Raw genomic sequence first — 11,985 nt, 5'->3', positions numbered from 1 at the left:
GGCGGTTATGATATTTAAGCAATACCTGCAAGTAACGAAACCAGGCATCATCTTTGGCAACCTGATCTCGGTGATTGGGGGATTCTTGCTGGCCTCAAAGGGCAGCATTGATTATCCCCTGTTTATCTACACGCTGGTTGGGGTGTCACTGGTTGTGGCGTCGGGTTGTGTGTTTAACAACTACATCGACAGGGATATCGACAGAAAGATGGAAAGGACGAAGAATCGGGTGCTGGTTAAAGGCCTGATCTCTCCTGCTGTCTCGCTGGTGTACGCCACCTTGCTGGGTATTGCTGGCTTTATGCTGCTGTGGTTTGGCGCGAATCCGCTGGCCTGCTGGCTGGGGGTGATGGGCTTTGTGGTTTATGTCGGCGTTTATAGCCTGTACATGAAACGTCATTCTGTCTACGGCACATTGATTGGTTCGCTCTCCGGCGCTGCGCCTCCGGTGATCGGTTACTGTGCGGTAACCGGCGAGTTCGATAGCGGCGCAGCGATCCTGTTGGCTATCTTCAGCCTGTGGCAGATGCCTCACTCTTATGCCATAGCCATTTTCCGCTTTAAGGATTATCAGGCGGCAAACATTCCGGTACTGCCGGTGGTGAAAGGCATTTCGGTGGCGAAGAATCACATCACGCTGTATATCATCGCCTTTGCCGTTGCCACGCTGATGCTCTCTCTTGGCGGCTACGCTGGGTATAAATATCTGGTGGTCGCCGCTGCGGTGAGCGTCTGGTGGTTAGGCATGGCTCTGCGCGGCTATAAAGTTGCTGATGACAGAATCTGGGCGCGCAAGCTGTTCGGTTTCTCTATCATCGCTATCACTGCCCTCTCGGTGATGATGTCCGTTGATTTTATGGTGCCGGACTCGCATACGCTGCTGGCTGCTGTGTGGTAACACAACCTCTCAGTTAAAAAGGTGCTACGGCACCTTTTTTCTTAGCATTAGAATCATATCCCTCTCGAAATATTTACTAAAAAATCCGCATGTTTACCCCATTCGTTTGCCGCTTTACACTAGTCGCGAATTTAAAACAGAGGTGGTAATGAACGATTATAAAATGACGCCAGGTGAGCGGCGCGCGACCTGGGGTTTAGGGACCGTATTTTCATTACGCATGCTGGGCATGTTCATGGTTCTGCCGGTTCTGACCACGTACGGCATGGCTCTGCAAGGTGCCAGCGAAGCATTAATCGGTATTGCCATTGGTATTTATGGTCTGACTCAGGCCGTTTTTCAGATTCCGTTTGGCCTGCTTTCAGACCGCATTGGTCGCAAACCATTAATTGTCGGTGGGCTGGCGGTGTTTGCCGCCGGTAGCGTTATCGCTGCGCTCTCTGACTCCATCTGGGGAATTATTCTGGGCCGGGCGCTACAAGGCTCCGGTGCGATTGCCGCAGCCGTTATGGCGCTGCTTTCCGATCTCACGCGCGAACAAAACCGCACCAAAGCGATGGCGTTTATCGGCGTGAGCTTTGGCATTACCTTTGCCATTGCGATGGTGCTTGGCCCGATCATCACTCACAAACTTGGGCTGCACGTGCTGTTCTGGATGATCGCTATTCTGGCAACAACCGGCATTGCGTTGACCATTTGGGTTGTGCCCAACAGTAGCACTCATGTACTTAATCGTGAGTCCGGAATGGTAAAAGGCAGTTTCAGTAAAGTGCTGGCGGAACCGCGGCTGCTGAAACTCAACTTTGGCATTATGTGTCTGCATATTTTGCTGATGTCGACCTTTGTTGCCCTGCCCGGACAGATGGCTGATGCGGGGTTCCCGGCGGCTGAACACTGGAAGGTCTACCTGGCAACGATGTTAATCGCCTTTGGCTCGGTCGTGCCTTTCATTATCTACGCTGAAGTTAAGCGCAAAATGAAGCAAGTCTTTGTCTTCTGCGTCGGGTTGATCGTGGTTGCGGAAATTGTGTTGTGGAACGCACAAACGCAGTTCTGGCAACTGGTGGTCGGCGTGCAGCTTTTCTTTGTGGCGTTTAATTTGATGGAAGCCCTTCTGCCTTCACTTATCAGTAAAGAATCGCCAGCAGGTTACAAAGGTACGGCGATGGGTGTTTACTCCACCAGCCAGTTTCTTGGCGTGGCGATTGGCGGTTCGCTGGGCGGCTGGATTGACGGCATGTTTGACGGTCAGGGAGTATTTCTCGCTGGCGCAATGCTGGCCGCAGTGTGGCTGGCAGTCGCCAGTACCATGAAAGAACCGCCGTATGTCAGCAGCTTGCGCATTGAAATCCCGGCGAACATTGCCGCAAACGAGGCGTTAAAAGTGCGTTTGCTGGAAACTGAAGGCATCAAAGAAGTGTTGATTGCAGAAGAAGAACATTCAGCTTATGTGAAAATCGACAGCAAAGTGACGAATCGCTTTGAGGTTGAACAGGCAATTCGCCAGGCATAAAAGCGAGGCGAAATTGCCTGCTGCGCTACGCTTATCAGGCCTACTAAGTTCCTGAGTTACAAACCTTTGTAGGCCGAATCAGGCGTTCATGCCGCATCTGACATGAACAAAGCGCAGGTTGTCGCGATTAATCGCGGAAGTTTTTGAACTGGAACGGCTGACCCAGATCGCCACCACGTACCATCGCCATGACAGCCTGTAAATCATCACGAGATTTGCCCGTCACACGGATCTCATCGCCCTGAATTTGCGCCTGCACTTTCAGTTTGCTGTCTTTGATCATTTTGACGATTTTCTTCTGAGTCGCGCTCTCAATGCCCTGTTTCAGTTTCGCTTCCACAAACCAGGTTTTACCGCTATGAACGATATTTTCCGGTACATCCAGTGAACTGCCTTCAATGCCGCGCTTCAGCAACTTGGCACGCAGAATATCCAGCAACTGATTGACCTGGAAGTCGGACTCGCTCAACACTTTGATGGTTTTGCTGGCGTCATTCAGCTCAAATGAGGCTTCAACGTTACGGAAGTCAAAACGGGACTCCACTTCGCGGCTCGCGTTATCGACCGCGTTACGTGCTTCCTGAAGATCAACTTCAGAGACAATATCGAAAGATGGCATCTTTTCCTCTCCCTTCATTTTTGATGCGAAGCATAATACCTGCAAAGTTAAATAACCAACAGTCCTGCACCAGGACGTATCCCTTAATTGTGCATAGTCGCAACAGCATGCACAATTAAGGGATAGCCTTATTGAACACCCGGAGTGGTTGCGGGTGAGGAGGAACAATGAAAATTACCGTATTGGGATGCGGTGCCTTAGGGCAATTATGGCTTACAGCACTTTGTAAACAGGGTCACGACGTTCAGGGCTGGCTGCGCGTACCGCAACCTTATTGTAGTGTGAATCTGGTTGAGACAGATGGTTCGATATTTAATGAATCGCTGACCGCCAACGATCCCGATTTTCTCGCCACCAGCGATCTGCTCCTGGTGACGCTGAAAGCATGGCAGGTTTCCGATGCCGTCAAAAGCCTCGCGTCCACACTGCCTGTAACCACGCCAATACTGTTAATTCACAACGGCATGGGCACCATCGAAGAGTTGCAAAACATTCAGCAGCCATTACTGATGGGCACCACCACCCATGCCGCCCGCCGCGACGGCAATGTCATTATTCATGTGGCAAACGGTATCACGCATATTGGTCCGGCACGGCAACAGGACGGCGATTACAGTTATCTGGCGGATATTTTGCAATCCGTATTGCCTGACGTCGCGTGGCATAACAATATTCGCGCCGAGCTGTGGCGCAAGCTGGCAGTCAACTGTGTGATTAATCCACTGACCGCCATCTGGAATTGCCCGAATGGTGAATTACGTCATCATCCGCAAGAAATTATGCAGATATGCGAAGAAGTCGCGGCAGTGATCGAACGCGAAGGGCATCATACTTCAGCAGAAGATTTGCGTGATTACGTGATGCAGGTGATTGATGCAACAGCGGAAAATATCTCGTCGATGTTGCAGGATATCCGCGCGCTGCGCCACACCGAAATCGACTATATCAATGGTTTTCTCTTACGCCGCGCCCGCGCGCATGGGATTGCCGTACCGGAAAACACCCGCCTGTTTGAAATGGTAAAAAGAAAGGAGAGTGAATATGAGCGCATCGGCACTGGTTTGCCTCGCCCCTGGTAGTGAAGAGACTGAAGCCGTCACCACTATCGACCTCTTGGTTCGCGGCGGTATCAAAGTCACCACTGCCAGCGTCGCCAGCGATGGTAACCTGGCGATTACCTGCTCGCGCGGCGTGAAGCTGCTGGCGGATGCGCCGCTGGTCGAAGTGGCTGATGGCGAATATGACGTGATTGTGCTGCCTGGTGGCATCAAAGGCGCAGAGTGTTTTCGCGATAGCACCCTGCTGGTTGAAACCGTTAAACAGTTCCACCGTTCCGGGCGTATCGTCGCGGCTATTTGCGCCGCGCCAGCCACCGTGCTGGTCCCGCACGATATCTTCCCGATTGGCAATATGACCGGCTTCCCAACGCTGAAAGACAAAATTCCCGCCGAACAATGGCAGGACAAGCGCGTCGTCTGGGATGCACGGGTAAAATTGCTGACCAGCCAGGGGCCGGGTACAGCTATCGACTTTGGTCTGAAAATTATCGACCTGCTGGTTGGGCGCGAGAAAGCCCATGAAGTGGCATCACAACTGGTGATGGCGGCAGGGATTTATAATTATTACGAGTAGTGTCGGATGCGGTAAGCGTCGCATCTGACCAGATGCGACGTTACAACCACATATTACGGGCGATACACCTTCACATTGTTAAAGCCCTGCTCGCGCAGATAGAGCGCCTGCAGGCGGCTCATCACCCCGCGCTCACACCACAACAGCCAGTTTTTGCTCTGGTCGAGATCGCCAAATTTGGTGCTCAGTTTATAGAACGGCAGAGAAACCACATCAATCCCTTCGACTTTCAGTGGCTTATCTTCCTGTTCATCGATAGAACGGATATCGAGGATCACGTCGTTCGGGCCGAAGCCATTGACGGTTTCCACTTCCACCACTTCCTGCTCGGTCTGCTGGGCGATTTCGCGGATATCAACGTTATTCGCTTCCTCCACCACTTTATCGAGAATGCTGAAGTCGAACTTCTCTTCTTCCGCTTCAATCTTCGATTTAACCGCTTTCACCGTCGGGCTTTTGGAAATCACGCCGCAATATTCCGGCATCGTGCGGGCAAAGTCTTCGGTGCCAATCTGGCGAGCCAGGTTGATGATGTGCTCTTTGTCGTAAGAGATCAGCGGACGCAGGATCAGCGTATCGGAGACGTTATCAATCAGGCGCAGGTTGGTCAGCGTCTGGCTGGACACCTGGCCGAGCGCTTCACCGGTAACCAGCGCCTGTACGCCGTAACGTTCTGCCACTTTGGACGCGGCACGCACCATCATACGTTTGAGGATAACGCCCATCTGACCGTCGTCGATTTTCTCGAGAATTTCACCGACGACCGGCTCAAAGTTAATGGCGACAAAACGCACGCGGTGGGAGCTACCAAAACGGTTCCACAGATAATGCGCCACCTGACGAACACCAATTTCATGCGCCGCGCCGCCGAGATTAAAGAAGCAGTAATGCACGCGGCAGCCGCGACGCATCAACATATAACTGGAAACACCGGAGTCGAAACCACCGGAAATGAGCGACAACACATCTTCCTGGGTGCCGATCGGGAAACCGCCAATACCTTCGTAGCGGCCTTTAATCAGCAGCAGACGATCGTCTTCCACTTCCAGATGGACAGTCACTTCCGGATTGGTCAGCTTCACGCGCGCGGATTCAATATGCTGATTTAAACCGCCGCCGACGTAACGTTCCACATCAATCGAGCTAAAATCATGTTTGCCGCGGCGCTTCACGCGTACGCAGAAGGTTTTGCCTTCCAGCTGATCGCGATATTGAACCAACGCTTTCTCGAAAATATCGTGCATGTCGGTAAACGGCACGTCTTCGACTTCGAGAATATGGTGGATACCCGGAATACGGGTCAGGGCGTCGCGAATAGCCAGACGCTGGTTTTCATCTTTTGCGCGAACTTCGATGTTATCCCAGTGGCGGACGACAGCGAGCGTCTCATCATAGTGCTTTAAAACGTTACGAATGTTCCCGGTAAGGATTTTTATAAAGCGCAAGCGCACAGATTGGCTTTTGATGGTGATTTCCGGGAACAATTTAATGATAAACTTCATGGCGGCAATGGTTCGTTGGCAAGCCTTAAGCGACTTGTATAGGGAAAAATACAGCAGCCCACACCTGCGGCTGCATCCAGGCGCGGAAGTATACCACTAACATCGCTTTGCTGCGCACATCACCTTACCATTGCGCGTTATTTGCTATTTGCCCTGAGTCCGTTACCATGACGGGGCGAAAAATATTGAGAGTCAGACATTCATTATGCCGAAGAAAAATGAGGCTCCCGCCAGCTTTGAAAAGGCGCTGAGCGAGCTGGAACAGATTGTAACCCGTCTGGAAAGTGGCGACCTGCCGCTGGAAGAGGCGCTGAACGAGTTCGAACGCGGCGTGCAGCTGGCACGTCAGGGGCAGGCTAAATTACAACAAGCCGAACAGCGCGTACAAATTCTGCTGTCTGACAATGAAGACGCCTCTCTAACCCCTTTTACACCGGACAATGAGTAATGGACTTTCCGCAGCAACTCGAAGCCTGCGTTAAGCAGGCCAACCAGGCGCTGAGCCGTTTTATCGCCCCACTGCCCTTTCAGAACACTCCCGTGGTCGAAACCATGCAGTATGGCGCATTATTAGGTGGTAAGCGCCTGCGACCTTTCCTGGTTTATGCCACTGGTCATATGTTCGGCGTTAGCACAAACACACTGGACGCACCCGCTGCCGCCGTAGAGTGTATCCACGCTTACTCATTAATTCATGATGATTTACCGGCGATGGATGATGACGATCTGCGTCGCGGTTTGCCGACCTGCCATGTGAAGTTTGGCGAAGCAAACGCGATTCTCGCTGGTGACGCTTTACAAACGCTGGCGTTCTCGATTCTAAGCGATGCCGATATGCCGGAAGTGTCAGATCGCGACAGAATTTCGATGATTTCTGAGTTGGCGAGCGCCAGCGGTATTGCCGGAATGTGCGGTGGTCAGGCATTAGATTTAGACGCTGAAGGCAAACACGTACCTCTGGACGCGCTTGAGCGTATTCATCGTCATAAAACCGGCGCATTGATTCGCGCCGCCGTTCGCCTTGGTGCATTAAGCGCCGGAGATAAAGGACGTCGTGCTCTGCCAGTACTCGACAAGTACGCAGAGAGCATCGGCCTTGCCTTCCAGGTTCAGGATGACATCCTGGATGTGGTGGGAGATACTGCAACGTTGGGAAAACGCCAGGGTGCCGACCAGCAACTTGGTAAAAGTACCTACCCTGCACTTCTGGGTCTTGAGCAAGCCCGGAAGAAAGCCCGGGATCTGATCGACGATGCCCGTCAGTCGCTGAAACAACTGACTGAACAGTCATTCGATACCTCGGCACTGGAAGCGCTAGCGGACTACATCATCCAGCGTAATAAATAAACAATAAGTATTAATAGGCCCCTGATGAGTTTTGATATTGCCAAATACCCGACCCTGGCACTGGTCGACTCCACCCAGGAGTTACGACTGTTGCCGAAAGAGAGTTTACCGAAACTCTGCGACGAACTGCGCCGCTATTTACTCGACAGCGTGAGCCGTTCCAGCGGGCACTTCGCCTCCGGGCTGGGCACGGTCGAACTGACCGTGGCGCTGCACTATGTCTACAATACCCCGTTTGACCAGTTAATCTGGGATGTGGGGCATCAGGCTTATCCGCATAAAATTTTGACCGGGCGCCGCGACAAAATCGGCACCATCCGTCAGAAAGGTGGCCTGCACCCGTTCCCGTGGCGCGGCGAAAGCGAATATGACGTATTAAGCGTCGGGCATTCATCAACCTCCATCAGTGCCGGAATTGGTATTGCGGTTGCTGCCGAGAAAGAAGGCAAAAATCGCCGCACCGTCTGTGTCATTGGCGATGGCGCGATTACTGCTGGCATGGCGTTTGAAGCGATGAATCACGCGGGCGATATCCGTCCTGATATGCTGGTGGTTCTCAACGACAATGAAATGTCGATTTCCGAAAATGTTGGCGCGCTCAACAACCATCTGGCGCAGCTGCTTTCCGGTAAGCTTTACTCTTCACTGCGCGAAGGCGGAAAAAAAGTTTTCTCTGGCGTGCCACCCATTAAAGAGCTGCTCAAACGTACCGAAGAACATATTAAAGGCATGGTAGTGCCTGGCACGTTGTTTGAAGAGCTGGGCTTTAACTACATCGGCCCGGTGGACGGTCACGATGTGCTGGGGCTTATCACCACGCTTAAGAACATGCGCGACCTGAAAGGCCCGCAGTTCCTGCATATCATGACCAAAAAAGGTCGTGGTTATGAACCGGCAGAAAAAGACCCAATCACCTTCCACGCCGTGCCTAAATTTGATCCCTCCAGCGGTTGTCTGCCGAAAAGTAGCGGCGGTTTACCAAGCTATTCAAAAATCTTTGGCGACTGGTTGTGCGAAACCGCAGCGAAAGATAACAAGCTGATGGCGATTACTCCGGCGATGCGTGAAGGTTCCGGCATGGTCGAGTTTTCACGTAAATTCCCGGATCGCTACTTTGACGTGGCAATTGCCGAGCAACACGCAGTAACCTTTGCTGCGGGTCTGGCGATTGGAGGCTACAAACCCATTGTCGCGATCTACTCCACCTTCCTGCAACGCGCCTATGATCAGGTGCTGCATGACGTGGCGATTCAAAAGCTTCCGGTCCTGTTCGCCATCGACCGTGCGGGCATTGTTGGCGCTGACGGTCAAACCCACCAGGGCGCTTTTGATCTCTCTTACCTGCGCTGCATACCGGAAATGGTCATTATGACCCCGAGCGATGAAAACGAATGTCGCCAGATGCTCTATACCGGCTATCACTATAACGATGGCCCGTCCGCGGTGCGCTACCCGCGCGGCAACGCAGTTGGCGTGGAACTGACGCCACTGGAAAAACTGCCAATTGGCAAAGGCATTGTGAAGCGTCGTGGTGAGAAACTGGCGATCCTTAACTTTGGTACGCTGATGCCAGAAGCGGCGAAAGTCGCTGAATCGCTGAACGCTACGCTGGTCGATATGCGTTTCGTGAAACCGCTTGATGAAGCGTTAATTCTGGAAATGGCCGCCAGCCATGAAGCGCTGGTTACCGTAGAAGAAAACGCCATTATGGGCGGTGCAGGCAGCGGCGTGAACGAAGTGTTGATGGCCCATCGTAAACCAGTACCCGTGCTGAACATTGGCCTGCCGGACTTCTTTATTCCACAAGGAACTCAGGAAGAAATGCGCGCCGAACTCGGCCTCGATGCCACCGGTATGGAAGCCAAAATCAAAGCCTGGCTGGCATAATCCCTACTCCACTCCTGCTATGCTTAAGAAATTATTCATGGCAGGAGTGGCAGCATGCAATACAACCCCTTAGGAAAAACCGACCTTCGCGTTTCCCGACTTTGCCTCGGATGTATGACCTTTGGCGAGCCAGATCGCGGTAATCACGCATGGACACTGCCGGAAGAGAGCAGCCGTCCCATCATTAAACGTGCGCTGGAAGGCGGCATAAATTTCTTTGATACCGCCAATAGCTATTCCGATGGCAGCAGCGAAGAGATCGTCGGTCGCGCACTGCGGGATTTCGCCCGTCGTGAAGACGTGGTCGTTGCGACCAAAGTGTTCCATCGCGTTGGTGATTTACCTGAAGGATTATCCCGTGCACAAATTTTGCGCTCTATCGACGACAGCCTGCGCCGTCTCGGCATGGATTATGTCGATATCCTGCAAATTCATCGCTGGGATTACAACACGCCGATCGAAGAGACGCTGGAAGCCCTGAACGACGTGGTAAAAGTCGGGAAAGCGCGTTATATCGGCGCGTCATCCATGCACGCTTCGCAGTTTGCTCAAGCACTGGAACTACAAAAACAGCACGGCTGGGCGCAGTTTGTCAGTATGCAGGATCACTACAATCTGATTTATCGTGAAGAAGAGCGCGAGATGCTGCCGCTGTGTTATCAGGAAGGCGTGGCGGTGATTCCATGGAGCCCGCTGGCGCGGGGCCGTCTGACGCGTCCTTGGGGAGAAACCACCGCACGGCTGGTGTCGGATGAAGTGGGGAAAAATCTCTACCAAGAAAGCGATGAAAATGACGCACAAATTGCAGAACGCTTAACGGGCGTCAGTGAAGAACTTGGTGCAACGCGAGCACAAGTTGCGCTGGCCTGGTTGTTGAGTAAACCGGGCATTGCCGCACCGATTATCGGAACTTCTCGGGAGGAACAGCTTGATGAACTGCTAAACGCGGTGGATATCACCTTGAAGCCGGAACAAATCGCCGAGCTGGAAACGCCGTATAAACCGCATCCGGTCGTAGGATTTAAATAGGTATACAGGCCTGATGAGACGTGACAAGCGTCACATCAGGCATCGGTGCACAACTACGACAGAATACCCAGCGGCCAGTGATGTCCAATAAAGTACAGGATGACTGCGGAGATCACCCCGGCGACAATATCGTCAATCATGATCCCCATGCCGCCATGTACATTGCGATCAAACCAGCGGATCGGCCACGGCTTCCACATATCCAGAATACGGAAAATCACAAATCCGGCGGTAACCCACTGCCAGTCATTGGTCGGCAGCGCCATGAGCGTAATCCACATACCAATAAATTCGTCCCAGACAATACTGCCGTGATCGTGCACGCCCATGTCTTTCGCCGTTTGATGACAAAGATAGACGCCGATACAGATCCCCAGCATCACCACCAGCGAATAGAGCTGCCAGGGCAAAAAAGTCATCAGATACCAGAAGGGAATCGCCGCCAGCGACCCCATCGTGCCAGGAACGATCGGGCTTAATCCACTTCCGAATCCGACAGCAAGCAGATGCCACGGATTACTCATTTTCAGGCGACTTTTCGCGACATCTTTATGGCGTGGCAAAATGGTCATATCCTTTCCAGTCTAACGTGACAGGTTCGCCGTCACGAATAAAACAAAGCCCTTCGATATCGGCGGTCATTTGCCCGATACAGGTAAACGGTACGCCCAGGTGTCCGAGAGCCACATCCAGCGCGCCACGGTTCAGTTCCGGCACCGTAAAACACAACTCGTAATCTTCGCCGCCAGAGAGCGCCCAGCGCAGCGCCTGTTCCGGTTCAACATGGCGAGAAAGCGCATCAGAAAACGGCAGCAATGCCAGGTCAATACGTGCGCCGCAGTCGCTGGCTTTCACGATATGCCCGAGATCGGAAATCAGACCGTCAGAGAGATCGATAGCTGAATTTGCCAGATCGCGCAGTGCCTGCCCCTGTAAAATACGTGGCGACGGACGGAGATGACGTTTGATCAAGTAGTCCGCATCTTTAGCATCGGCAACCTGCAAACGGTTTTGCAAAATCGCCAGCCCGGCAGCGCTATCGCCCGGTGTACCGGTCACATAGATCCAGTCACCCGGTTTCGCCCCAGAGCGCGTTAAGGCTCGTCCCATCGGAACAAAGCCGTGGATACCCAACGTCATTGATAATGGCCCACGCGTGGTATCGCCGCCAATAAGTTGCATATCGTAATAATTGAGAAGATCAAACAAGCTGTCGCTGAAGGACTCAAGCCACGCTTCGTCTACGTCCGGTAAGGTTAATGCCAGCGTCAGCCAGGCCGGATCGGCCCCCATCGCTGCCAGATCGCTTAGGTTCACCGCCAGTGCTTTATAAGCCAGATCAGCAGGATCGATATCAGGGAGGAAGTGGTTGCCCGCCACCAGCGTATCAGTGCTGATCGCCAGGGTCTGTTTCTCGGGGATATTGAGAAGAGCGCAATCGTCGCCGATGCCCAGTTCGACATCAAGACGAGAACTTCTTACACGGTCAAAATAACGGGCAATCAGGGAGAACTCGCCACATGCCATACGTTACGCCTCAGCAGATAAAAAAGAAAAG

12 protein-coding genes are annotated in these 11,985 nt (G+C 52.7%); 8 read left to right on the top strand and 4 right to left on the bottom strand.

Going from position 1 to position 11,985, the window contains the following annotated elements; translation table 11 throughout:
- The first annotated feature begins 7 nt into the window (after positions 1-7).
- A complete protein-coding gene (cyoE, locus tag ACJHX4_RS01120; protein ID WP_000576425.1) occupies positions 8-898 on the top strand; it encodes a heme o synthase in 891 nt (296 codons plus the stop codon).
- A 148-nt stretch (positions 899-1,046) separates the two neighbouring features.
- Positions 1,047-2,411, top strand: a complete 1,365-nt coding sequence (locus ACJHX4_RS01115; protein WP_001000986.1) for an MFS transporter — start codon at positions 1,047-1,049, stop codon at positions 2,409-2,411.
- A gap of 127 nt (positions 2,412-2,538) precedes the next feature.
- Here ACJHX4_RS01115 and yajQ read toward each other — a convergent pair whose 3' ends face one another.
- A complete protein-coding gene (gene yajQ, locus ACJHX4_RS01110; protein WP_001138904.1) occupies positions 2,539-3,030 on the bottom strand; it encodes a nucleotide binding protein YajQ in 492 nt (163 codons plus the stop codon).
- 167 nt (positions 3,031-3,197) lie between these two features.
- Between yajQ and panE the strand changes: the two genes are divergently transcribed.
- Positions 3,198-4,109 (top strand): 2-dehydropantoate 2-reductase, encoded by a 912-nt coding sequence (gene panE / locus ACJHX4_RS01105; RefSeq protein ID WP_247773308.1) that lies wholly within the window; start codon positions 3,198-3,200, stop codon positions 4,107-4,109.
- On the top strand, positions 4,072-4,662 hold the full coding sequence (gene yajL / locus ACJHX4_RS01100; RefSeq protein WP_001276309.1) for a protein deglycase YajL: 591 nt from the start codon (positions 4,072-4,074) through the stop codon (positions 4,660-4,662). Before panE ends, yajL begins: the two co-directional genes overlap by 38 nt.
- 53 nt (positions 4,663-4,715) lie before the next feature.
- On the opposite strand, the gene thiI is transcribed toward yajL, so the two are convergent.
- A complete protein-coding gene (thiI, locus tag ACJHX4_RS01095) occupies positions 4,716-6,164 on the bottom strand; it encodes a tRNA uracil 4-sulfurtransferase ThiI (RefSeq protein ID WP_000668686.1) in 1,449 nt (482 codons plus the stop codon).
- A gap of 205 nt (positions 6,165-6,369) precedes the next feature.
- Here thiI and xseB point away from each other — a divergent pair, with 205 nt between their 5' ends.
- The 4 genes from xseB to yajO are packed head-to-tail and all read left to right on the top strand — an operon-like array spanning position 6,370 to position 10,427.
- Positions 6,370-6,612, top strand: coding sequence for an exodeoxyribonuclease VII small subunit (gene xseB / locus ACJHX4_RS01090; RefSeq protein WP_001124935.1), 243 nt, complete (start codon positions 6,370-6,372; stop codon positions 6,610-6,612).
- Positions 6,612-7,511 (top strand): (2E,6E)-farnesyl diphosphate synthase, encoded by a 900-nt coding sequence (ispA, locus tag ACJHX4_RS01085; RefSeq protein WP_000347219.1) that lies wholly within the window; start codon positions 6,612-6,614, stop codon positions 7,509-7,511. Before xseB ends, ispA begins: the two co-directional genes overlap by 1 nt.
- A gap of 24 nt (positions 7,512-7,535) precedes the next feature.
- On the top strand, positions 7,536-9,398 hold the full coding sequence (gene dxs, locus ACJHX4_RS01080; protein WP_000006816.1) for a 1-deoxy-D-xylulose-5-phosphate synthase: 1,863 nt from the start codon (positions 7,536-7,538) through the stop codon (positions 9,396-9,398).
- 54 nt (positions 9,399-9,452) lie between these two features.
- Complete coding sequence (yajO, locus tag ACJHX4_RS01075; RefSeq protein ID WP_001199825.1) at positions 9,453-10,427, top strand: 1-deoxyxylulose-5-phosphate synthase YajO; 975 nt, start codon at positions 9,453-9,455, stop codon at positions 10,425-10,427.
- 53 nt (positions 10,428-10,480) lie between these two features.
- Here yajO and pgpA read toward each other — a convergent pair whose 3' ends face one another.
- Entirely contained in the window at positions 10,481-10,999 is a 519-nt protein-coding gene (gene pgpA, locus ACJHX4_RS01070) for a phosphatidylglycerophosphatase A (protein ID WP_000154050.1), read from the bottom strand.
- Positions 10,977-11,954 (bottom strand): thiamine-phosphate kinase, encoded by a 978-nt coding sequence (gene thiL, locus ACJHX4_RS01065; RefSeq protein WP_000742109.1) that lies wholly within the window; start codon positions 11,952-11,954, stop codon positions 10,977-10,979. The genes pgpA and thiL overlap by 23 nt, the downstream gene beginning before the upstream one ends.
- Positions 11,955-11,985: the final 31 nt, after the last annotated feature.

Origin of the sequence: Escherichia sp. WS2035, from assembly GCF_046487065.1 — a bacterium.
Classification (GTDB): Bacteria; Pseudomonadota; Gammaproteobacteria; order Enterobacterales; family Enterobacteriaceae; genus Escherichia; species Escherichia coli.
Note: the sequence above shows the minus strand (reverse complement) of the source record. Positions and strands in the feature narration are given on the sequence as shown.

What these genes read in the sequence shown, in the direction of transcription:
- cyoE (WP_000576425.1), top strand. Translation starts at nt 8, where the DNA reads ATGATATTTAAGCAATACCTGCAAGTAACGAAACCAGGCATCATCTTT.
- ACJHX4_RS01115 (WP_001000986.1), top strand. Translation starts at nt 1,047, where the DNA reads ATGAACGATTATAAAATGACGCCAGGTGAGCGGCGCGCGACCTGGGGT.
- yajQ (WP_001138904.1), bottom strand. Translation starts at nt 3,030, where the DNA reads ATGCCATCTTTCGATATTGTCTCTGAAGTTGATCTTCAGGAAGCACGT.
- panE (WP_247773308.1), top strand. Translation starts at nt 3,198, where the DNA reads ATGAAAATTACCGTATTGGGATGCGGTGCCTTAGGGCAATTATGGCTT.
- yajL (WP_001276309.1), top strand. Translation starts at nt 4,072, where the DNA reads ATGAGCGCATCGGCACTGGTTTGCCTCGCCCCTGGTAGTGAAGAGACT.
- thiI (WP_000668686.1), bottom strand. Translation starts at nt 6,164, where the DNA reads ATGAAGTTTATCATTAAATTGTTCCCGGAAATCACCATCAAAAGCCAA.
- xseB (WP_001124935.1), top strand. Translation starts at nt 6,370, where the DNA reads ATGCCGAAGAAAAATGAGGCTCCCGCCAGCTTTGAAAAGGCGCTGAGC.
- ispA (WP_000347219.1), top strand. Translation starts at nt 6,612, where the DNA reads ATGGACTTTCCGCAGCAACTCGAAGCCTGCGTTAAGCAGGCCAACCAG.
- dxs (WP_000006816.1), top strand. Translation starts at nt 7,536, where the DNA reads ATGAGTTTTGATATTGCCAAATACCCGACCCTGGCACTGGTCGACTCC.
- yajO (WP_001199825.1), top strand. Translation starts at nt 9,453, where the DNA reads ATGCAATACAACCCCTTAGGAAAAACCGACCTTCGCGTTTCCCGACTT.
- pgpA (WP_000154050.1), bottom strand. Translation starts at nt 10,999, where the DNA reads ATGACCATTTTGCCACGCCATAAAGATGTCGCGAAAAGTCGCCTGAAA.
- thiL (WP_000742109.1), bottom strand. Translation starts at nt 11,954, where the DNA reads ATGGCATGTGGCGAGTTCTCCCTGATTGCCCGTTATTTTGACCGTGTA.